The sequence below is a fragment of the Actinacidiphila paucisporea genome (assembly GCF_900142575.1).
GTDB lineage: Bacteria > Actinomycetota > Actinomycetes > Streptomycetales > Streptomycetaceae > Actinacidiphila > Actinacidiphila paucisporea.
In genome coordinates this window covers 141,711-163,645 of the sequence record NZ_FRBI01000006.1, presented here as the reverse complement: position 1 = coordinate 163,645, position 21,935 = coordinate 141,711, and the positions used below count along the sequence as shown (strand labels likewise).

Here is a 21,935-nt window from a genome sequence, read left to right as displayed (position 1 = left end):
CACCATGACCACCACCATCCCGCACCAGCCCACTCCGGAGCAGGCCCCCGACGGCGGCCCGCTGCTCCAGGCCAGCGGCGTCATCATGCGGTTCGGCGGCCTCACCGCCGTCCGCGACGTCGACCTCACCGTCAACACCGGTGAGATCGTCGGCCTGATCGGCCCCAACGGCGCCGGCAAGACCACCTTCTTCAACTGCCTCACCGGCCTGTACGTCCCCACCGAGGGCACCGTCAGCTACCAGGGCACCGTGCTGCCGTCCAAGCCGCACCTGGTCACCAAGGCCGGCATCGCCCGCACCTTCCAGAACATCCGGCTGTTCGCCAACATGACCGTGCTGGAGAACGTGCTGGTCGGCCGGCACACCCGCACCCGCGAAGGACTGCTGTCCGCGCTCATCCGCGGCCCCGGCTACCACCGGGCGGAGGCCGCCTCCCGGGCCAGGGCGATGGAACTGCTGGAATTCACCGGCCTGGCCGCCAAGGCCGACCACCTGGCCCGCAACCTGCCCTACGGCGAGCAGCGCAAGCTGGAGATCGCCAGGGCGCTGGCCAGCGAGCCGGGACTGCTGCTGCTCGACGAACCCACCGCGGGCATGAACCCGCAGGAGACCAGGGCGACCGAGGAACTGGTCTTCGCGGTACGCGACCAGGGCGTCGCCGTCCTGGTCATCGAGCACGACATGCGGTTCATCTTCAACCTGTGCGACCGGGTCGCCGTCCTCGTCCAGGGCGAGAAGCTGGTCGAGGGCACCTCCGAGGTCGTACAGCAGGACGAGAGGGTCGTCGCCGCCTACCTCGGCGAGCCCTTCGAAGGCACACCCGGGGACGGGCCCACGACGACCGGTGAGCAGGAGAACGACCGATGACCGCACTGCTCGAAGTGGAGAACCTGCGCGTCGCGTACGGCAAGATCGAGGCCGTCAAAGGCATCTCCTTCTCCGTCGAGGCCGGCCAGGTGGTCACCCTGATCGGCACCAACGGCGCCGGCAAGACCACCACCCTGCGCACCCTGAGCGGTCTGCTCAAGCCCATCGGCGGCCGGATCGTCTTCGACGGCAAGCAGCTCAGCAGGATGCCCCCGCACAAGATCGTCTCCCTCGGCCTGGCCCACTCGCCCGAGGGCCGGCACATCTTCCCCCGGCTGACCATCGAACAGAACCTGCAGCTCGGCGCGTACCTGCGCAAGGACTCCGCCGGCATCGCCAAGGACATCGCGCGCGCCTACGAGCTGTTCCCGATCCTCGGCGAGCGCCGGCGGCAGGCCGCCGGCACCCTGTCGGGCGGCGAGCAGCAGATGCTCGCCATGGGCCGCGCGCTGATGTGCCAGCCGAAACTGCTCATGCTGGACGAGCCCTCGATGGGCCTGTCGCCGATCATGATGCAGAAGATCATGGCAACCATCGTGGAACTCAAGAGCCAGGGCACCACGATCCTGCTGGTCGAGCAGAACGCCCAGGCGGCGCTGTCGCTCGCCGACCAGGCCCATGTGATGGAGGTCGGCTCCATCAAGATCTCCGGCACCGGCCAGGACCTGCTGCACGACGAGGGCGTGCGCAAGACCTACCTCGGCGAGGACTGACCCCCCGTCCGTACGCGAAGGGGCCGCACCCGGCGCGGGTGCGGCCCCTTCGCGTACGCCCTGGCGGCTACTTCTCCGCGACCTCTTCGATCACGGCCTGCGCGACGGCCTGCATCGACATCCGCCGGTCCATCGACGTCTTCTGGATCCAGCGGAAGGCCGCCGGCTCGGTGAGCCCGTACTTCGTCTGCAGCACGCTCTTCGCGCGGTCCACCAGCTTGCGGGTCTCCAGCCGCAGCGACAGGTCCGCGATCTCCGCCTCCAGCGCCCGCAGCTCCTGGAAGCGGCTCACCGCCATCTCGATGGCCGGCACCACGTCGCTCTTGCTGAACGGCTTGACCAGATACGCCATCGCCCCGGCGTCCCTGGCCCGTTCCACCAGCTCCCGCTGCGAGAACGCGGTCAGCATCAGGACCGGCGCCAGCTTCTCGCCCGCGATGCGCTCGGCCGCCGAAATGCCGTCGAGCACCGGCATCTTCACGTCCAGGATGACCAGGTCGGGCCGGTGCTCCTCGGCCAGTTTCACGGCCGTCTCCCCGTCCCCGGCCTCACCGACGACGGAATACCCCTCTTCCTCCAGCATCTCTTTCAGATCCAGCCGGATCAGCGCCTCGTCCTCGGCGATGACGACCCGGGTGGTCAGTGGAGGTACGTGCGACTGCTCGGACGGCGCAGACTGCTCCGACTTCTCGTCGGGCTGCGTCTCGTGCTGAGCGGCGGACTCGTCGGGGGCGCTCACGGTGCTCCTCGTTTCAGGCGGGGTGCTGCTTCTAGAGCCTACCTAGCTCCGCTAAGGTTGGACCACGGAGGCCTGCCGGAGGCCTCCTTTCGAAGGCCCCGGTAGCCCAGTGGAAGAGGCAGTGCTCTCAAACAGCATCCAGCGTGGGTTCGAATCCCACCCGGGGTACGGCAGCTCGACGGTCAGGCGGTCGCCGCGGGAGCGGCGGGCCGCAGCATGCAGGTGAGGCGGGCGGTGCAGACCCGCTTGCCCGAGGCGTCGTCGGTGATCACGATCTCGTAGGTGGCCGACGAGCGGCCGCGGTGCACCGGCGTGGCGGTGCCGGTGACCAGGCCCGAGCGCATACCCCGGTGGTGCGTGGCGTTGAGGTCGACGCCGACCGCGACCCTGCCGGGACCGCCGTGCAGCATCGCGCCGACCGAGCCGAGGGTCTCCGCCAGGACCGCCGAGGCGCCGCCGTGCAGCAGCCCGTACGGCTGGGTGTTGCCCTCGACGGGCATCGTGCCGACCACCCGGTCGGGGGAGGCCTCCAGGACGCGGATGCCCATCCGCTCACCGAGATGCCCGGCGGAGAAGAGCGCCGGCAGGTCGATGCCGAGCCCGGCGTACTGCTCCAGGATCTCCTGCGGGAATCGGGTGACGGTCTGCTCGCCCATGCGGTCGGCTCCGATCGGCCTCGGTGCTGCGGTGTTCGGTGTACCCGACAGCTTTCTACCGGCTTTCTACCGCACCGGCCGGGTCAGCGGTGCGCGGGGTCCGCCGGTTCCAGCCGGATGACGACCGACTTCGAGGCGGGGGTGTTGCTGGTGTCTGCGGTGTGGTCCAGCGGGACCAGGACGTTGGTCTCCGGGAAGTATGCCGCCGCGCAGCCCTTCGGGGTGGGGTAGTGCACCACCCGGAAGCCGGCGGCCCGCCGCTCGGTGCCGTCGGTCCACTCGCCGACCAGGTCGGCGTGGTCGCCATCGCGCAGGCCCGCGGCGGCCGCGTCGTCCGGGTGCACCAGGACCACCCGGCGGCCGCCCTTGATACCGCGGTAGCGGTCGTCCAGGCCGTAGATCGTGGTGTTGTACTGGTCGTGCGAGCGCAGCGTCTGCAGCAGCAGCCGGCCCTCGGGCACCAGGGGATACTCCAGCGGCGCGGCGGTGAAGTTGGCCTTGCCGGTGGCGGTGGGGAAGGTGCGCGAGTCGCGCGGGCCGTGCGGCAGGGTGAAGCCGCCCGGGCGGCGCACCTTGGCGTTGAAGTCGTCGAAGCCCGGCACCACACGGGATACGCGGTCCCTGATCAGGTCGTAGTCCGCCTCGAAATCGGCCCACGGCACCTTGCTGCGGTCCCCGAAGACCGCACGGGCCAGCCGGGAGACGATGGCCGGCTCGGACAGCAGGTGCGGTGAGGCGGGCGCCAGTGCGCCGTGCGAGGCGTGCACCATCCCCATGGAGTCCTCGACGCTGACGAACTGCTTGCCGCTCGCCTGCCGGTCCTTCTCGGTACGCCCCAGCGTCGGCAGGATCAGCGCGCGGGCGCCGGTCACCACGTGCGAGCGGTTCAGCTTCGTCGACACGTGCACCGTCAGCCGCGCCCGGCGCATCGCGGCCTCCGTCACCGCGGTGTCGGGGGAGGCGGCCACGAAGTTGCCGCCCATGGCGAAGAAGACCTTCGCGTCGCCGTCCCGCAGCGCGCGGATCGCCCGCACGACGTCGTAGCCGTGCTTGCGGGGCGGCTCGAAGCCGAACTCCCCGCGCAGGGCGTCCAGGAAGGCCGGGGCGGGCCGCTCGAAGATGCCCATGGTGCGGTCGCCCTGCACATTGCTGTGGCCGCGCACCGGGCAGACCCCGGCGCCCGGGCGGCCCACATTGCCGCCCAGCAGCAGGAAGTTGACGACCTCGCGGATGGTGGACACCGCGTGCTTGTGCTGGGTCAGGCCCATCGCCCAGCACACCACGACGCTCTTCGCCCCGCGCACCAGCGCGAACAGCCTGTCGATGTCGGCCCGCTCCAGGCCGGTGGCGCGCAGCACCTCGTCCCAGTCCGCGGCGAGGGCCGCGGCCTCGTAGCCGGCGAAGCCGTGGGTGTGCTCGGCGATGAAGTCCCGGTCCAGGGCGCCGGCCTCGATGAGCAGCCGGCCCAGCGCACGGAAGAGCGCCTGGTCGCCGCCGAGCCGCACCTGCAGGAACAGGTCGGTCAGCACGGTGCCGGCGCCGACCAGCCCGGCGGCGTTCTGCGGGTTGCGGAAGCGCTCGAGACCCGCTTCGGGCAGCGGGTTGACGGTGACGATCGTCGCGCCGCCGCGCTTGGCTTTCTCCAGCGCCGAGAGCATCCGCGGGTGGTTGGTGCCCGGATTCTGCCCGGCCACGATGATCAGGTCGGCGCGGTGGAGGTCGTCGAGCAGCACGCTGCCCTTGCCGACGCCGAGGGTCTCGATCAGTGCCGAGCCCGACGACTCGTGGCACATGTTGGAGCAGTCCGGCAGGTTGTTGGTCCCGAACTCCCTGGCGAAGAGCTGGAAGAGGAAGGCGGCCTCGTTGCTGGTGCGGCCCGAGGTGTAGAAGACCGCCTCGTCGGGGGCGCCGAGGGCGTGCAGCTCGTCGGCGACCAGCTCGAAGGCCCGCTCCCAGGGCACCGCCTCGTAGTGCTCGGCACCCTCGGCCAGGTACATCGGCTGGGTGATCCTGCCCTGCTGGCCAAGCCAGTAGCCGCTGCGGCGGGCCAGGTCGGCGACCGAGTGCCGGGCGAAGAAGTCCGGGGTGACCCGGCGCAGCGTCGCCTCCTCGGCGACGGCCTTGGCACCGTTCTCGCAGAACTCGAACGTGTGCCGGTGCTCCGGCTCGGGCCACGCGCACCCGGGGCAGTCGAAACCGCTCTTCTGGTTGACCTTGAGCAGCGTCAGCGTCGCCCGGCCGGCCCCCATCTGCGCGCCGGCCGCCTTCAGGCCGTGCCCGACCGCCGGCAGCCCGGCGGCAGCCTGCTTCGGCGCGCTGACACGCGGTGCGTCCTGTACGGGGTCCGCTACTGGCGGCTTTTTTGCCATGGGCGCCATTATTGCCGCCCTCCCGCCGCCGGGCGCCGGGGCGTCGTGCGCGGGCGCCCGGCGGCGCCGGGAATGTCAGTGCGGCGTGGGAGGATCCCTGTGTGGCAAAGAACGCATCGAAGACGACGACCGACCGCCCCCGCCTGATGCTCCTGGACGGGCACTCGCTGGCGTACCGGGCGTTCTACGCGCTGCCCGTGGAGAATTTCAGCACCGCCACGGGCCAGCCGACGAACGCGATCTACGGCTTCACGTCCATGCTGTCGAACACGTTGCGTGACGAGCAGCCGACGCATCTGGCGGTCGCCTTCGACGTCTCGCGCAAGACGTGGCGCTTCGACGAGTATCCGGAGTACAAGGCGACGCGGTCCAAGACGCCCGACGAGTTCCGCAGCCAGGTGGAGCTGATCGGGGAGCTGCTGGACGCGATGGGCGTCAACCGCTTCGCGGTCGACGGGTACGAAGCGGACGACGTCATCGCCACGCTCGCCACCCAGGCCGAGGCGCTGGGGTACGACGTGCTGATCGTCACCGGCGACCGGGACGCCTTCCAGCTGGTCAGCGACCATGTCACCGTGCTGTACCCGACCAAGGGCGTGTCGGAGCTGACGCGTTACACCCCGGAGAAGGTCGTGGAGAAGTACGGCCTGACCCCGCAGCAGTATCCGGACTTCGCCGCGCTGCGCGGCGACCCCTCGGACAACCTGCCGGGGATTCCCGGCGTGGGGGAGAAGACCGCGGCCAAGTGGATCACCCAGTTCGGGTCGTTCGCCGAGCTGGTCGAGCGGGTCGACGAGGTGAAGGGCAAGGTGGGCGAGAATCTGCGGGCCCACCTGGAGGCGGTCAAGCTCAACCGGCGGCTGACCGAGATGGTGCGGGACGTGGCGCTGCCGCTGACGCCCGAGGGCCTGGCGCGGGTGCCGTACGACCGGGAGACCCTGGTCGGGGTGCTCGACGTGCTGGAATTCCGCAACGCCAACTTCCGGGAGCGGCTGTTCGCCGCCGATCCCGGAGCCGAGGAGGCGGTCGTCGAGGTCGCCGAGGGCGTCGCCGTCGAGGGCACGGTGCTCGCGGCCGGCGACCTGCCCGACTGGCTGGCCGCGCACAGCGGGGCGCCGCTGGGCCTGGCCAGCGTGGACACCTGGGGGCTGGGCGCCGGCAGCGTCACCCAGATCGCGCTGGCATCCGCGCAGGACGCGGCCTGGTTCGACCCGGCGCAGCTGGACGAGGCCGACGAGCGGGCCTTCGCCGGCTGGCTCGCCGACCCCGCGCTCCCCAAGGTGCTGCACAATGCGAAGAATGTCGCCCGGGTCTTCGCCGAGCACGGCTGGTCGGTCGCCGGCATCTCGATGGACACCGCGCTGGCGGCGTATCTGATCAAGCCGGGCCGCCGCTCCTTCGCCCTCGACGTGCTGTCGGTGGAGTATCTGGGCCGCGAGCTGGCGCCGGTGGACTCCGGCAGCGGGCAGCTGGCCTTCGGCGAGGAGAGCGCGGACGAGGGCGCGGCGGCGGCCGGCGCGCTGATGGTCCAGGCGCGGACCGTGCTCGACCTCGGTGAGGTCTTCACCGAGCGGCTGCCCGAGGTCGGCGCGACCGAGCTGCTGCACGACGTGGAGTTGCCCACCTCGGCGCTGCTGGCCCGCATGGAGCGGGCCGGGATCGCCGCGGACCGGGCCCATCTGGAGGGCCTGGAGCAGCAGTTCGCCGCCGCGGTGCAGCACGCGGTGGGCGAGGCGCACGCCTCGGTGGGCCACGAGTTCAACCTGGGGTCGCCCAAGCAGCTCCAGGAGGTGCTGTTCGGCGAGCTGGCGCTGCCCAAGACCAAGAAGACCAAGACCGGTTATACGACGGACGCCGACGCGCTGGCGTGGCTGGCCGCCCAGACCGACCACGAGCTGCCGGTGATCATGCTGCGGCACCGCGAGCAGGCCAAGCTGCGGGTCACGGTCGAGGGGCTGGTCAAGTCGATCGCCCCGGACGGGCGGATCCACACCACCTTCAGCCAGATCGTGGCCGCGACCGGCCGGCTGTCGTCCACCGACCCGAATCTGCAGAACGTACCGGTCCGCACCGACGAGGGCCGGGCGATCCGCCGCGGCTTCGTCGTCGGCAAGGGGTACGAATCGCTGCTGACCGCCGACTACAGCCAGATCGAGCTGCGGGTGATGGCCCACCTGTCCGAGGACGAGGGCCTGATCGCGGCCTTCACCTCGGGCGAGGACCTGCACACCACGGTCGGCTCGCAGGTCTTCGGGGTGGGCAGGGACGCGGTCGACGCGGAGATGCGCCGCAAGATCAAGGCGATGTCGTACGGCCTGGCCTACGGCCTGTCGGCCTTCGGGCTGTCCCAGCAGCTGGGAATCGAGGCGGCCGAGGCGCGGGCGCTGATGGAGACGTACTTCGAGCGGTTCGGCGGGGTGCGGGACTATCTGCACCGGGCGGTGGAGGAGGCCCGCGGCACCGGGTACACGGAGACGCTGCTCGGCCGCCGCCGCTATCTGCCCGACCTCAACAGCGACAACCGGCAGCGCCGCGAGATGGCCGAGCGGATGGCGCTGAACGCACCGATCCAGGGCTCCGCGGCCGACATCGTGAAGATCGCGATGCTGCGGGTGGACGAGGCGCTGACCGCGGAAGGCCTGGCGTCCCGGATGCTGCTCCAGGTGCATGACGAGATCGTGCTCGAAGTCGCCCCCGGCGAGCGGAAGACGGTCGAGGCGCTCGTGCGCCGCGAGATGGCCGGGGCGTATCCGCTGCGGGCGCCGCTGGACGTGTCGGTGGGCGACGGCGCGGACTGGGAGTCGGCCGCGCACTGACCGCGCCGCCGGCCCGCACAGCGCGACCGAGCGGGGTGGGTGAGGGCACGTCATTTCGCCGTACGGGCACCGCTCGCTGCCCGTACGGCAGCCGTCCACCACCCGGCCGCGGTCTGCGCCCCCTGGCTGCCGACGCGCGGATGACCTGGGGGGAAACACTGCGCGGTGACCACACAACCGTGCCCGTTTGCGCACATTTTGAGCACGCCCGGGCGGTGGCCACGTGGTTCAAGTTGCCGTAGGGTCGACCGAGTTGTGGCGCCGGAGACGGCGCGTTCGCGTACTGGGAGGGGACCGCTCTATGGCAGCGCGGCGATACGGTCGGAGGCTTCGCAGGGGAGCGGCGGGCACCGCGGTAGCCGCGGCTGCGATGGCGGCGCTCAGCGCGTCGCAGGCACCGGGCTTCCTCCCGGTCGCCCACGCCGCCGAGCAGCACGAGAACCCGCCGGCGGTCACGCCCCCGCCGGGAGCGCCCATCGACGGCGGCTCGCCCTACATCACGCAGCTGCCCCCGCTGAACACCCCGACCGGCCCGCCGCTCGTCTCCCCGCCGGCCACCCCCGGCGGCTCCACGGTGACCGTGCCCGGCGGCGGCGCGGGACTGCCCGCCACCGTGCTCGCCGCCTACCGGCGCGCCGAGGCGTCCGTCGCCCAGAGCGACCCCGGCTGCCACCTGCCGTGGCAACTGCTCGCCGCCATCGGGCAGGTGGAGTCGGGACAGGCCCGCCACGGCGCGGTCGACGCGAACGGCACCACCTACACCCCGATCCTCGGCCCGGTGCTCAACGGCGACGGCTTCGCGAACATCAGCGACACCGACGGCGGCCGCTACGACGGCGACGCGGTGCACGACCGGGCGGTCGGCCCCATGCAGTTCATCCCCTCGACGTGGGAGCACTGGGGCGCGGACGGCAACGGCGACGGGGTCGACAACCCCAACAACGTCTACGACGCCGCGCTCGCCGCCGCCCACTACCTGTGCGCCGACGGCCGCGACCTGGCCGTGCCCAAGGAGATGGACCGGGCGATCCTCGGCTACAACCACTCGCAGTCCTACCTGGCCCTGGTCAGGTCCTGGTACGAGCACTTCGTGCGGGGCGGTGCCGTGTCGGTGCCCGACAACCCGCCCACGCCCGTCAACACGGGCAACCCCCTCTCGCCGACCGGCACCCCGACCGCGCCGCCCACCACGCCCGGCGTCCCCGGGCCCACGGTGAGCCAGCCGCCGGCGGCGCCCTCGACCCCGCCGACGAAGCCGACCACGCCCCCGACGACGGGTACGGGTGAGCCCTCCACGCCCCCGACGACGGGTACGGGTGAGCCCTCCACCCCGCCGCCGACCGGCACGGGCGAGCCGTCCACCCCGCCGAGCGCCCCGTCGACGCCGCCGACCGGGACGCCCACGGACCCGCCCACCGTCCCGCCGACGACGCCCGGTTGCCCCACCGAGTCGCCGACGCCGAGCGACTCCGCCACGCCGACGGCCACGTCGACGGACCCGTCCACCGGCGAGCCGTGCCACACGCCCACCCCGACCCCCTCGGGCTCGGCGACCCCCGACCCGACGGAGAGCGGCGCCGCCGCCACCGTCGAGGAGACGCTGACCCCGGTATCCTGACGGGCCGGGGTCAGCCCCGCCGCGCGTTGACGCGCCGCGTCGGCGCGGCCGTCGACGGATCCTCCGGCCACGGGTGCCGGGGGTAGCGGCCGCGCAGCTCGGCGCGCACCGCGCGGTAGCCGTCCCGCCAGAACGACGCCAGGTCCGCGGTCACCGCGGCCGGGCGTCCGGCGGGTGACAGCAGATGGACCAGGACGGGCACCCCGGCAACCCGCGGGGTGTCCGCCAGCCCGAACAGCTCCTGGAGTTTCACGGCCAGTACGGGCTGCTCGCCGCCGTAGTCCAGCCGGATCCGCGAACCGCTCGGCACCTCGATGCGCTCGGGCGCCAGTTCGCCGAACCGGGCCGCCTCGCCGGTCGCCCACGGCAGCAGCCGCGGCAGGGCCGCACCCGCGTCGACGCGCTCCAGGTCGGCGCGGCGGCGGGCGGCGGCCAGCTCCGGCCCCAGCCACTCACCGGCCCGCTCCAGCAGCGCGTCCTCCGCCACATCCGGCCAGGGCGCCCCCAGCACCCGGTGCACGAACGCCATCCGCTGCCGCAACTCCCCGGCGTCCCTGGTCCACCGCAGCAACCCGGTGCCCTCGGCCGCGAGCCCGTCGAGCAGCGCGGCCCGCACGGCGTCCCGGTCCGGCGAGCGCAGCGGTACGGCGGACAGCTCCACCGCGCCCAGCCGCTCCACCCGCCTGGCGACCACGTCGCCCTGCGCCCAGCGCACCTCCTCGTAGCGCTCCAGCGCCCACGCGGCGGCCTCGCGTGCGGTCTCCTCGTCCACCACCGCGGCCAGCCGCACCCGCGCCGCCGCCCGCCCCACGCCGCGGTCGGCCACCGCCACCGCGACCCACTCGGCCCCGCCGAGCCCGGCTCCGACCTCGGCCCCGGTACCCGACACCATCAGATATCCCCCTTCCCCGCGCCGCCGCGCGAGCCGCTCGGGAAAGGCCAACGCGACGACGAGCCCGGCGGCGGCGTCATCGCTGAGCCCGGCCGGCGGCCCGGCCGCCGGCGTCCCGCGCCCCCGGCGGGAGCCGGCCGAGCCGTCCCCGCGCGGTGCTCCGCGGCCCGAGGGCGCCGCGGCAGCGTCGCCTGCGGAGGGACCGCCCGCGCTTCCGGCGCCCGCGTCGGATGCCCCGCCTCCTGCGTGGGGTTCGGCCCCCGCCGCGTGCAGTGCCGCCTCAAGGCGGCGGGTCTCGGCGCGCCAGCGCGGGGCGTAGGAGTCGGAGCCGCGGCGGGCGGTGTGCCAGGCGGCGGTCAGGTCGGGGCCGTAGGCGGTGGGGACCTCCTCGGACAGCAGGGCGGTCACCTCGGCGGCGCGGGTGGCGCCCAGCACGGGGGCCGCGTCGAGGAGGGCGTGCGCGAGGCGGGGGTGCAGGCCGAGCAGGGCGAGGCGGCGGCCGCGCGGGGTGGCGCGGCCCGCCGCATCGGCGGCGCCCAGCGTGCGCAGCGTGGCGCGGGCGGCGGCCAGCGCGCCCGGGGGCGGCGGGTCGAGGAGGGCGAGCCCGGTGGTGTCGGGTTCGCCCCAGCACGCGGCCTGCAGGGCGAAGCCGGTGAGGTCGGCAAGCCGGATCTCCGGTGCGGGCTGCCGGGCCAGCCGCTCGTGCTCGCCCTGCGCCCAGCAGCGGTAGACCGTGCCCGGGGCCTCGCGCCCCGCGCGGCCGGCCCGCTGCTCGGCCGCGGCACGCGACACCCTGACGGTGGTCAGCGTTCCCAGACCCCTGGCGTGGTCCATCCGCGGCTCCCGGGCCAGGCCGCTGTCGACCACCACCCGCACACCCGGCACCGTCAGGCTGGACTCGGCGACCGAGGTGGCCAGCAGCACCCGGCGCCGCTCCCCGGGCGTCAGCGCCGCGTCCTGGACGGCGGCCGGAGCGCGGCCGTGCAGTTGCAGGACATCGGCGTCGACACCGGACAGCAGGCCGGCCACCCGGGCGATCTCCCCGACGCCCGGCAGGAAGCACAGCACGTCGCCCTCGCCCTCGGCCAGCGCCCCGCGGACGACGGCCGCGACGTGGTCGAGCAGCGCGGGGTCCACTCTGGGGGGACCGCCGCCGTGCGCCGGGCGCACCCGCCGCGGCGGCGGCACCCACCGTACGGCCACCGGGTGCAGCACTCCCGCCGCCTCCACGACCGGGGCGTCCAGCAGCGCGGCCCAGGCCGCCGTGTCGGTCGTCGCGGACGCCGCGACCAGCCGCAGCTCGGGGCGCAGTGTGGCGCGTACGTCCAGCAGGAAGGCCATCGCGGTGTCCGCGTCGAGGTGCCGCTCGTGGCACTCGTCGAGGATCACGGTGCCGACGCCGGCCAGCTCCGGGTCGCGCTGGAGCCGCTGCAGCAGCACGCCGGTGGTCACCACCTCCACGGCGGTGGCCGCGGACACCCGCCGCTCGCCGCGCACGGTGAAGCCGACCGTCCCGCCGGCCTGCTCGCCCAGCAGCCAGGCCATCCGCCGGGCGGCGGCCCTGGCCGCCATCCGCCGCGGCTCGGCGACCAGCACCCGGCCCGGCGGACGCCCTCGCGCGCCGGCCAGCACCAGCGGCACCAGGGTGGTCTTGCCGGTGCCCGGCGGCGCGGCGAGCACCGCGCAGCCGCGGTCCGCGAGCGCGTCGAGCAGGGCGGGGACGACCGCGGCGACCGGCAGCGCGCGCCCCTCGGGACGTATCGCCGCCCCGCCCGGGCCGGGCGGGCCGCCGGCCGGCGTCATTCCGCGACGCACACGAAGATCGCCGTGCCCGGCAGCAGCCGGCCGCGCAGCGGGGACCAGCCGCCCCACTCCTGCTCGTTCCAGCGCGGCCACTCCGGTTCGACCAGGTCGACCAGGCGCAGCCCGGCCGCGGCGATCTCGCGGACCCGGTCGCCCAGCGTGCGGTGGTGCTCGACGTAGACCGCGAGGCCGCGGTCGTCCTGCTCGACGTACGGCGTCCGGTCGAAGTAGGAGGAGACGGCGGTCAGGCCCTCGGGGCCCGGCTCGTCGGGGAAGGCCCAGCGCACCGGGTGGGTGACCGAGAAGACCCAGCGGCCGCCGGGCCGCAGCACCCGCCGCACCTCGCGCTGCACCCTGGCGGTGTCGGCGACGAAGGGGAGCGCCCCGTAGGCGGAGCAGGCCAGGTCGAAGGAGGCGTCGGCGAAGGGCAGGAAGCCGGCGTCGGCCTGGACCAGCGGCAGCGGAGCGCGGCCGGGCTCCTGGTCGATCCGCCGGGCGTGCTGCAGCTGCCGCCGCGACAGGTCGAGCGCCACCGGCAGCGCGCCCCGGGCGGCCAGCCAGCGCGAGCACTGGGCGGCGCCGGCGCCGATCTCCAGCACCGCCTGGCCCTTGAGCCCGGCGGCCGGGCCGAGCAGCCCGGCCTCCGCCTCGTCCAGCCCCTCGGGGCCCCAGACGAAGCGGTCGTCGCCGAGGAAGTCACCGTGCTCGATCTGGTAGTCGTCGGCATTACGGTCCCACCAGCCGCGGCTGGCCCGGCTGCTCTCCGTGATCCCGGCGCTGCGCCGGGTGGCTTCGGGTTCAGGTCCTTGGATCATCGCGGCAGCCGTCGTACTCTCTGAAAAGACCTGCGGTCGGGGGACTTGCGCCGGTTTGGTTTGTTACGCGCCCGGTGCGGTCTTCGTGCATTGACCCTGCCCGGCTGCCCCCGTATGCTACAAGTTGCGCTGCGAGCCTGCGCGCCTCAGACCGAGCAGGCCACGCTCGATCCCGCTGAACGATCTCCACGGGCTTTTTGCCGCGGGTGTCGGGGCAGGGTTGAAAAAGGCTCCCGGCGTAGCTGTACCTACGACTTACTGTCCGTACCGGAGTCCTTTCCCTAATGACGAGCAGCACCGAGGCCCCTCGTACCACCCCGCAGGTGGCGGTCAACGACATCGGCAACGAGGAAGCCTTCCTCGCCGCGATCGACGAGACGATCAAGTACTTCAACGACGGCGACATCGTCGACGGCGTCATCGTGAAGGTCGACCGGGACGAGGTCCTGCTCGACATCGGTTACAAGACCGAAGGTGTCATCCCCTCCCGCGAGCTGTCCATCAAGCACGACGTCGACCCCAACGAGGTCGTCGCCGTGGGCGATGAGATCGAGGCCCTGGTCCTCCAGAAGGAGGACAAGGAAGGCCGCCTGATCCTCTCGAAGAAGCGTGCGCAGTACGAGCGCGCGTGGGGCACCATCGAGAAGATCAAGGAAGAGGACGGCATCGTCACCGGTACCGTCATCGAGGTCGTCAAGGGCGGCCTCATCCTCGACATCGGCCTGCGCGGCTTCCTGCCCGCGTCGCTGGTCGAGATGCGGCGCGTGCGCGACCTGCAGCCCTACGTGGGCAAGGAGCTCGAAGCCAAGATCATCGAGCTGGACAAGAACCGCAACAACGTGGTCCTGTCCCGCCGTGCCTGGCTGGAGCAGACCCAGAGCGAGGTCCGCCAGACCTTCCTCACCACCCTGCAGAAGGGCCAGGTGCGCTCCGGCGTCGTCTCCTCCATCGTCAACTTCGGTGCGTTCGTGGACCTCGGCGGCGTCGACGGTCTGGTGCACGTCTCCGAGCTGTCCTGGAAGCACATCGACCACCCCTCCGAGGTCGTTGAGGTCGGCCAGGAGGTCACGGTCGAGGTCCTGGACGTCGACATGGACCGCGAGCGCGTCTCGCTGTCGCTGAAGGCGACCCAGGAAGACCCGTGGCAGCAGTTCGCCCGGACCCACCAGATCGGGCAGGTCGTGCCCGGCAAGGTCACCAAGCTCGTCCCGTTCGGCGCGTTCGTCCGCGTCGACGAGGGCATCGAGGGCCTGGTCCACATCTCCGAGCTGGCCGAGCGCCACGTGGAGATCCCGGAGCAGGTCGTCCAGGTCAACGACGAGATCTTCGTCAAGGTCATCGACATCGACCTGGAGCGCCGCCGGATCTCGCTGTCCCTCAAGCAGGCCAACGAGTCCTTCGGTGCCGACCCGGCCTCGGTCGAGTTCGACCCGACGCTCTACGGCATGGCCGCGTCGTACGACGACCAGGGGAATTACATCTACCCCGAGGGCTTCGACCCCGAGACCAACGACTGGCTCGAGGGCTACGACAAGCAGCGCGAGGAGTGGGAGGGCCAGTACGCCACGGCCCAGACCCGCTTCGAGCAGCACCAGGCCCAGGTCATCAAGTCCCGCGAGGCCGACGAGCAGGCGGCGGCCGAGGCCGGCACCGCGGCTCCGGCTCCCGGCGGCACCGGCACCGGCGGCGGTTCGTACTCCTCGGAGTCCGACGACACCTCCGGCGCCCTCGCCTCCGACGAGGCCCTGGCGGCCCTGCGCGAGAAGCTGGCCGGCGGCCAGAGCTGACCGCTGACCACCAGCTGTCGCGGCCCCGCCCCCCTGTCCGGGGGGCGGGGCCGCACTGCGTGGTACGCACCCGATCGGCCGGGATCCGCGGCCCCGGTGGGAATGGCGGGCCGCGGTTGTTCGTTGTGGTGACCAGAGAACGAGGAGGACGATCATCGTGCTGGATCCGCAAGGGCTGTACGAGTACGTGCCGGGCGGGGCCGAGGCCGTGGACGAAGCGGTCGGGGACGCAGGGCCCGTACTGCTGTACCACTTCGAGGGGTTCATGGACGCCGGCGAGACCGGCGAACAGATCAGCCAGCAGCTGCTCGACCGGCTGGACAACCAGCTCGTCGCGCGTTTCGACGCCGACCGCCTGGTGGACTACCGGGCGCGTCGCCCGCTGATGACCTTCGAACGCGACCACTGGACTTCCTACGAAGCACCGGAGATCGACCTCTATCTGGTGCGTGACACCACCGGCACCCCGTTCCTGCTGCTCACCGGCTCCGAGCCGGACGTGGAGTGGGAGCGCTTCGCCACCGCCGTGCTCCAGGTCATAGAGCGCCTTGGCGTGCGGCTCGCCATCAACTTCCACGGCATCCCGATGGGTGTGCCGCACACCCGCCCGGTCGGCCTGACACCGCACGGCAACCGGGTCGACCTGATGCCCGGTCACCGCGCCTGGTTCGACGAGGCCCAGGTGCCCGGCAGCGCTTCCTCGCTGGTCGAGCTGCGGCTGGCCGAGGCCGGCCGTGACGTGCTCGGCGTCGCCGCCCACGTGCCGCACTACCTGGCCCGCTCCCCGTATCCGGACGCGGCCCTGGCCGTCCTGGAGGCGATCACCGCCGCCACCGGCCTGGTCCTGCCCGAGATCGCCCACGCCCTGCGCAACGAGGCGCACACCGTGCGGGTCGAGATCGACCGGCAGGTCGCCGAGGGCGACGGCGAGCTGGTGTCCGTGGTGCGCGGCCTGGAGAGCCAGTACGACGCGGTCGCGGGGTCGCAGTCCCGTGAGAGCCTCATCGCCGAGCCCGTCGACCTGCCCTCGGCCGACGACCTCGCGGCGGAGTTCGAGCGCTTCCTCGCCGACCGTGAGGACGACGGCGGGCGCTGAACGGCCGGCCGTGCGGGCTGCCCAGTAGGCTGGGCGGCATGCTGACAGTGGGCCTGACCGGCGGTATCGGGGCCGGCAAGAGCGAGGTGGCGCGACTGCTCGCCTCGTACGGCGCGGTGCTGGTCGACTCCGACCGGATCGCCCGCGAGGTGGTGGCGCCCGGCACCGAGGGGCTGGCCGCGGTGGTCGCCGAGTTCGGTGACGGCGTGCTGGCGCCCGACGGGTCGCTGGACCGGCCGAAGCTCGGCGCGATCGTCTTCGCCGACGAGGAGCGCCGCAAGGCGCTCAACGCGATCGTGCACCCGCTGGTCGGCTCCCGTTCGGCCGAGCTGCAACGGTCCGCAGGACCCGGCGACATCGTGCTGCACGACGTCCCGCTGCTCACCGAGAACGGCCTGGCGCCCGCCTACGACGTGGTCGTCGTGGTGGACGCCGATCCCGCGACCCAGCTCGAACGGCTGGTGGGGCTGCGCGGCATGACGCAGGACGAGGCCCGGTCCCGGATGGCCGCCCAGGCCACCAGGGCGGAGCGGCTGGCCGTCGCCGACCTGGTGATCGACAACGACGGGCCGTTCGACGCGCTGGAGGCGCAGGTGCGGGCGGTGTGGGAGCGGCTTCGCGAGCGGCTCCGCGACCAGCCGGGGGGCGGAACGGGGCACGGTTCGCGGTAGGCCGTACGTGGGGGAATGCGGTTGCCGACCGGCGTGTTGGGTATGTCTGACCAGACGATCATTCGTCGCCGGCCCGATGTCAGGGAGGCGGACTTGCCTGAGCGCAGCCCCGAGACAGATGTGATCAACTTCCGCGCCGCCGAGCAGCTGCTCGCCGCGCGCGACCCCCGCGGCGCGGTCAAGCTGCTTGACCCGGTCATCGCCGCCCACCCGGACAACACGGCGGCCCGCCTGCTGAGGGCCCGCGCCTTCTTCCTCGCGGCGCAACTGCGCCCCGCGGAGCTGGAGTTCCAGGTCGTGCTGGAGCGCGAACCGGACAACGCGTTCGCCCATTTCGCACTCGGCCGCACCCTGGAGCGCGCCGACCGGGCCGACGAGGCGAAGCGGCACTTCCGGCTGGCCGCGGCTCTCGACCCGCAGCCCGACTACCTGGCCGCGGCCCGCTTCGACGTCTGAACGGGCCGCGCCAGCGCCGCCCGCCGACGGCTCGTCAAGCTCCTGTCAAAAAAGCGCCCCCGCCGGTGCGGCCGGCGGGCGCTGCCGTTATGTTCACACCCTTGACCGAGGGGAGCGGGGGGACATGGAAGCCGTTGTGGTGCTGCTGGTCGTGGCAGCGGTGATCGGCCTGATAGGGCTGATGAGCAGTGTCCGGGTCGTCAAGCAGTACGAGCGGGGCGTCGTCTACCGGTTCGGCCGGGTCAACCGGCTGCCCAAGGAGCCCGGGCCGCGGCTGCTGCTGCCCTTCGTGGACCGGATGACCAAGGTCAACATGCAGGTCGTCACCATGCCGGTGCCCTCGCAGGAGGGCATCACCCGCGACAACGTGTCGGTGCGGGTGGACGCGGTGCTCTACTTCCGGGTCGTGGACCCGATCCGAGCGTCCGTGGACGTGCAGAACTACCAGTTCGCGATGCTCCAGGTCGCACAGACCTCGCTGCGGTCGATCATCGGCAAGAGCGACCTGGACGACCTGCTGTCCGGCCGGGAGAAACTGCACGAGGGCCTGGAGCTGATGCTGTCCACCCCCGCCACCGGCTGGGGCGTGCACATCGACCGGGTCGAGATCAAGGACGTGGCGCTGCCCGAGTCCATGAAGCGCTCCATGGCGCGGCAGGCGGAGGCGGACCGGGAGCGGCGCGCCAGGATCATCACCGCCGACGGTGAGCTGCAGGCCTCGCACAAGCTCTCCGAGGCGGCCAGGACCATGGACGCCAACCCGGCGGCCCTCCAGCTGCGCATGCTGCAGACCGTGGTGGAGGTCGCCGCCGAGAAGAACTCGACGCTGGTGCTGCCCTTCCCCGTGGAGCTGCTGCGCTTCTTCGACCGGGCAGGCCAGGGCTCGGGCGCCACCGCGCCGGCGGCGCCCGAAGCCGGCAAGGCGCCGGCCGCCGACCCCGAGATCACGGCGGCGGACGAGCCGGCCGAGGTCGAGGGGGCCGGCCTCACCGAGCTGCCGCCGCCCGTGTCACCGCTGCAGATCCCCGACCCGCGGACCTCCGAGGAGTGATCCGCCGCCGCGGCCGCGCCTCGCGGTCGCAGCGCGTCACGACGCCGCGGCTCCGTGGTCGCCGTGCGCGACGACCACGTGGTCCCGCTGCCCGCGCCGCTGTCAGAACAGCGGCGCGGGCAGCACGCCTTCGAGCGCCAGCAGCGTCCGCTTGATCTCCAGGCCGCCGCCGAAGCCGCCTATGCCGCCGCCGCTCTCGATCACCCGGTGGCAGGGCACCACCACCGGCAGCGGGTTCGCACCCATCGCGCCGCCCACCGCACGGGCCGCGTCCGGCTCGCCGACCCGGTCGGCCAGGTCCTGGTAGCCGACCACCGTGCCGTAGGGGACGCCCGTGGCCAGCTCGCGCAGCACCCGCCGCTGGAATCCGGTGATCAGCGACCAGTCCAGCGGCAGGTCGAAGTCCTTGCGCGTGCCCGCGAAATACCCGTCGAGCTGGCTCGTCACCGCGGCCAGCCGCGCGGCGTCCTCGACCGGTGCGCAGCCCAGCCGCCGCCCCACCGCCGCGACCGCCCGCGCGGCGGTCTCCTCGTCGGCCCTGAAGGCGACGAGGACCAGTCCCTCGTCGGTGGCGGCGAGCAGCAGCGGTCCGATGGGCGCGGCGTAGCGGGTCCAGGCAGCACTGGTCATGCGCGCAAGCGTAGGCGGGGGGTAGGACAACGCACCCCGATCGTCACACAGTGTGATCGGCCGTGTGTCTGGGGTCGGTGGGAGGCGTCCGGGGGGCCGCGGCTCCGCGGCCGCGGCCGATTGTCGGTGGGTGGTCGTACGGTGGTGACATGCGGCCCGTATCAGACATCGAACGCACTGTGGCGCCCTTCGAGGTCGTCAGTCCCTTCCAGCCCAGCGGCGACCAGCCGGCGGCCATCGACGACCTGGAGCGGCGGATCCGCGCGGGTGAGCAGGACGTGGTGCTGCTCGGCGCCACCGGCACCGGCAAGTCCGCCACGACGGCGTGGATGATCGAGCGGCTGCAGCGCCCCACCCTGGTGATGGCTCCCAACAAGACCCTCGCGGCGCAGCTGGCCAACGAATTCCGCGAGCTGCTGCCGAACAACGCGGTCGAGTACTTCGTCTCGTACTACGACTACTACCAGCCCGAGGCGTACGTCCCGCAGACCGACACCTACATCGAGAAGGACTCCTCGATCAACGAGGAGGTGGAGCGGCTCCGGCACTCCGCCACCAATTCCCTGCTGACCAGGCGCGACGTCGTCGTGGTCGCCTCAGTGTCCTGCATCTACGGCCTGGGCACCCCGCAGGAGTACATCGACCGGATGGTGCGCCTCAAGGTCGGCGACGTCATCGACCGCGACCAGCTGCTGCGCCGCTTCGTCGACATCCAGTACACGCGCAACGACCTGGCCTTCACCCGCGGCACCTTCCGGGTGCGCGGCGACACCATCGAGATCTTCCCGGTCTACGAGCAGCTGGCCGTGCGGATCGAGATGTTCGGCGACGAGATCGAGGCGCTCTACACGCTGCACCCGCTCACCGGCGAGGTCATCACCGAGGACGAGCAGATCTACGTCTTCCCCGCGACGCACTACGTGGCGGGTCCCGAGCGGATGGAGCGGGCCATCGCCGGCATCGAGAAGGAGCTGGAGGGCCAGCTCGCGACGATGGAGAAGCAGGGCAAGCTGCTGGAGGCCCAGCGGCTGCGGATGCGCACCACGTACGACATCGAGATGATGCGGCAGATCGGCAGCTGCTCAGGCATCGAGAACTACTCGCGGCACATCGACGGCCGCGAGCAGGGCAGCGCCCCCGACACCCTCATCGACTACTTCCCCGAGGACTTCCTGCTGGTCATCGACGAGTCGCATGTCACCGTGCCGCAGATCGGCGCGATGTACGAGGGCGACGCGTCCCGCAAGCGCACCCTGGTCGACCACGGCTTCCGGCTGCCGTCCGCGCTGGACAACCGGCCGCTGAAGTGGGAGGAGTTCCTGACCCGGGTCGGCCAGACCGTCTACCTGTCGGCGACCCCCGGGCCGTACGAGCTGTCCCGCGGCGACGGCGTGGTCGAGCAGATCATCCGCCCGACCGGCCTGATCGACCCGGAGGTCGTGGTCAAGCCCACCGAGGGCCAGATCGACGACCTGGTGCACGAGATCCGGCTGCGCACCGAGAAGGACGAGCGCGTCCTGGTCACCACGCTGACCAAGAAGATGGCCGAGGACCTCACCGACTACCTGCTGGAGCTGGGCATCCAGGTCCGCTATCTGCACAGCGACATCGACACCCTGCGCCGGGTCGAGCTGCTGCACGAGCTGCGGGCCGGCGAGTACGACGTGCTGGTCGGCATCAACCTGCTGCGGGAGGGCCTCGACCTGCCCGAGGTGTCGCTGGTGGCGATCCTGGACGCCGACAAGGAGGGCTTCCTGCGGTCGGGCACCTCGCTGATCCAGACCATCGGCCGCGCGGCGCGCAACGTGTCGGGCCAGGTGCACATGTACGCCGACCGGATCACCCCCGGCATGGAGCGGGCGATCGAGGAGACCAACCGCCGCCGCGAGAAGCAGATCGCGTACAACACCGAGCGCGGGGTCGATCCGCAGCCGCTGCGGAAGAAGATCGCCGGCATCCTGGACTCCTTCGCCCGCGAGGACGCCGACACCGAGGAGCTGCTCGGCTCCGGACGGCAGCGCTCGCGCGGCAAGGCGCCTGTCCCCGGCCTGGCGGCGAAGCCCGGCAAGCGCGCCAAGGGCGCGCTGCCCGCTGAGGAACTGGCCGACCTCATCGGGCAGCTGACCGACCAGATGCACGCGGCGGCGACGGAGCTGCAGTTCGAGGTGGCAGCCCGCATCCGGGACGAACTGGGAGACCTGAAGAAGGAGTTGCGGCAGATGCGGGAGGCGGGAATGGCGTGACTCCGGCGGAAATCGGCGCCCGACGAACCGGGATACGGTCAGGCCGCGTCTTGTTAGGGTGCGGGGCAACAACCGCACACATCAGGTGACGGGTGAGAGGGGCAAGCGCGTGACGGTCAACATGACCAAGGGCCAGAAGATCAGCCTGAGCAAGGCCGACGGAGGCTCGTTGACGGCGGTCAGGATGGGGCTGGGCTGGAAGGCGGCACCGCGTCGCGGGCTGTTCGGCAGCCGTACCAGGGAGATCGACCTGGACGCCTCCGCGGTGCTCTTCGCCGACAAGCAGCCGGTGGACGTGGTGTTCTTCCGTCACCTCACCAGCGACGACGGCTCCGTCCGGCACACCGGCGACAACCTGGTCGGCGGTGTCGGCCAGGGCGGCGACGACGAGTCGATCATCGTGGACCTGTCCCGGGTCCCGGTGCACGTCGACCAGATCGTCTTCACCGTCAACTCCTTCACCGGCCAGACCTTCGCCGAGGTGGAGAACGCGTTCTGCCGCCTGGTGGACGAGACCAACGGCCAGGAGCTGGCCCGCTACACGCTCACCGGCGGCGGCGCGTACACCGCGCAGATCATGGCGAAGGTGCAGCGCGGCGCGACCGGCTGGTCGATGACGGCGATCGGCACCCCGGCCAACGGCCGGACCTTCCAGGACCTGATCCCGGCCATCCTCCCCGCGCTCTGACGGCGGGCCCGGCCGGACGGCCGT

General features: G+C 72.3%; 17 protein-coding genes and 1 tRNA gene. 12 read left to right on the top strand and 6 right to left on the bottom strand.

Translation table 11 applies throughout. The features are described 5' to 3' along the window. Window positions 1-4: 4 nt before the first annotated feature. Both BUE44_RS12185 and BUE44_RS12180 read left to right on the top strand, forming a co-directional pair. Window positions 5-868: an ABC transporter ATP-binding protein gene (locus BUE44_RS12185; protein WP_073497163.1), complete on the top strand. Its 864-nt coding sequence runs from the start codon at window positions 5-7 to the stop codon at window positions 866-868. Beyond that, complete coding sequence (locus BUE44_RS12180) at window positions 865-1,581, top strand: ABC transporter ATP-binding protein (RefSeq protein ID WP_073497161.1); 717 nt, start codon at window positions 865-867, stop codon at window positions 1,579-1,581. The genes BUE44_RS12185 and BUE44_RS12180 overlap by 4 nt, the downstream gene beginning before the upstream one ends. 67 nt (window positions 1,582-1,648) lie before the next feature. On the opposite strand, the gene BUE44_RS12175 is transcribed toward BUE44_RS12180, so the two are convergent. Then, window positions 1,649-2,224 (bottom strand): ANTAR domain-containing response regulator, encoded by a 576-nt coding sequence (locus BUE44_RS12175; RefSeq protein WP_107415691.1) that lies wholly within the window; start codon window positions 2,222-2,224, stop codon window positions 1,649-1,651. 191 nt (window positions 2,225-2,415) lie between these two features. Between BUE44_RS12175 and BUE44_RS12170 the strand changes: the two genes are divergently transcribed. Further along, a tRNA-Leu gene (locus BUE44_RS12170) sits at window positions 2,416-2,488 on the top strand. Between the two features lie 14 nt (window positions 2,489-2,502). On the opposite strand, the gene BUE44_RS12165 is transcribed toward BUE44_RS12170, so the two are convergent. Together BUE44_RS12165 and BUE44_RS12160 are read right to left on the bottom strand one after the other, a co-directional pair. Next, window positions 2,503-2,976, bottom strand: coding sequence for a PaaI family thioesterase (locus tag BUE44_RS12165; RefSeq protein WP_073497157.1), 474 nt, complete (start codon window positions 2,974-2,976; stop codon window positions 2,503-2,505). Window positions 2,977-3,059: 83 nt separating this feature from the next. Beyond that, complete coding sequence (locus tag BUE44_RS12160) at window positions 3,060-5,345, bottom strand: FdhF/YdeP family oxidoreductase (RefSeq protein WP_073497155.1); 2,286 nt, start codon at window positions 5,343-5,345, stop codon at window positions 3,060-3,062. A gap of 101 nt (window positions 5,346-5,446) precedes the next feature. Here BUE44_RS12160 and polA point away from each other — a divergent pair, with 101 nt between their 5' ends. Together polA and BUE44_RS12150 are read left to right on the top strand one after the other, a co-directional pair. Beyond that, window positions 5,447-8,161: a DNA polymerase I gene (gene polA, locus BUE44_RS12155; RefSeq protein ID WP_073497153.1), complete on the top strand. Its 2,715-nt coding sequence runs from the start codon at window positions 5,447-5,449 to the stop codon at window positions 8,159-8,161. A gap of 370 nt (window positions 8,162-8,531) precedes the next feature. Further along, a complete protein-coding gene (locus tag BUE44_RS12150) occupies window positions 8,532-9,779 on the top strand; it encodes a lytic transglycosylase domain-containing protein (protein ID WP_235002073.1) in 1,248 nt (415 codons plus the stop codon). Between the two features lie 10 nt (window positions 9,780-9,789). Here the strand turns inward: BUE44_RS12150 and BUE44_RS12145 are convergent, their stop codons facing one another. Continuing rightward, complete coding sequence (locus BUE44_RS12145) at window positions 9,790-12,474, bottom strand: ATP-dependent RNA helicase (protein WP_079189675.1); 2,685 nt, start codon at window positions 12,472-12,474, stop codon at window positions 9,790-9,792. Continuing rightward, the gene (locus BUE44_RS12140) at window positions 12,471-13,289 is read right to left on the bottom strand and encodes a class I SAM-dependent methyltransferase (protein WP_073497149.1); all 819 of its coding nucleotides are present in this window, start codon (window positions 13,287-13,289) and stop codon (window positions 12,471-12,473) included. Before BUE44_RS12140 ends, BUE44_RS12145 begins: the two co-directional genes overlap by 4 nt. Window positions 13,290-13,573: 284 nt before the next feature. Here BUE44_RS12140 and rpsA point away from each other — a divergent pair, with 284 nt between their 5' ends. From rpsA to BUE44_RS12115, 5 genes are all read left to right on the top strand, one after another. After that, window positions 13,574-15,076: a 30S ribosomal protein S1 gene (gene rpsA / locus BUE44_RS12135; RefSeq protein WP_073497147.1), complete on the top strand. Its 1,503-nt coding sequence runs from the start codon at window positions 13,574-13,576 to the stop codon at window positions 15,074-15,076. 157 nt (window positions 15,077-15,233) lie between these two features. Further along, window positions 15,234-16,172, top strand: coding sequence for a PAC2 family protein (locus BUE44_RS12130; RefSeq protein WP_073497145.1), 939 nt, complete (start codon window positions 15,234-15,236; stop codon window positions 16,170-16,172). Between the two features lie 38 nt (window positions 16,173-16,210). Continuing rightward, window positions 16,211-16,843, top strand: coding sequence for a dephospho-CoA kinase (gene coaE, locus BUE44_RS12125; protein ID WP_073497143.1), 633 nt, complete (start codon window positions 16,211-16,213; stop codon window positions 16,841-16,843). Window positions 16,844-16,936: 93 nt separating this feature from the next. Next, window positions 16,937-17,299 (top strand): tetratricopeptide repeat protein, encoded by a 363-nt coding sequence (locus tag BUE44_RS12120; protein WP_073497141.1) that lies wholly within the window; start codon window positions 16,937-16,939, stop codon window positions 17,297-17,299. Window positions 17,300-17,423: 124 nt separating this feature from the next. Further along, window positions 17,424-18,350: a slipin family protein gene (locus BUE44_RS12115; protein ID WP_073497139.1), complete on the top strand. Its 927-nt coding sequence runs from the start codon at window positions 17,424-17,426 to the stop codon at window positions 18,348-18,350. A gap of 102 nt (window positions 18,351-18,452) precedes the next feature. On the opposite strand, the gene BUE44_RS12110 is transcribed toward BUE44_RS12115, so the two are convergent. Further along, window positions 18,453-18,980: a methylated-DNA--[protein]-cysteine S-methyltransferase gene (locus tag BUE44_RS12110; RefSeq protein WP_073497137.1), complete on the bottom strand. Its 528-nt coding sequence runs from the start codon at window positions 18,978-18,980 to the stop codon at window positions 18,453-18,455. A gap of 149 nt (window positions 18,981-19,129) precedes the next feature. Here BUE44_RS12110 and uvrB point away from each other — a divergent pair, with 149 nt between their 5' ends. Together uvrB and BUE44_RS12100 are read left to right on the top strand one after the other, a co-directional pair. After that, window positions 19,130-21,223 (top strand): excinuclease ABC subunit UvrB, encoded by a 2,094-nt coding sequence (gene uvrB / locus BUE44_RS12105; protein ID WP_073497135.1) that lies wholly within the window; start codon window positions 19,130-19,132, stop codon window positions 21,221-21,223. Between the two features lie 109 nt (window positions 21,224-21,332). Beyond that, window positions 21,333-21,911: a TerD family protein gene (locus tag BUE44_RS12100; RefSeq protein ID WP_033172334.1), complete on the top strand. Its 579-nt coding sequence runs from the start codon at window positions 21,333-21,335 to the stop codon at window positions 21,909-21,911. Window positions 21,912-21,935 lie beyond the last annotated feature (24 nt).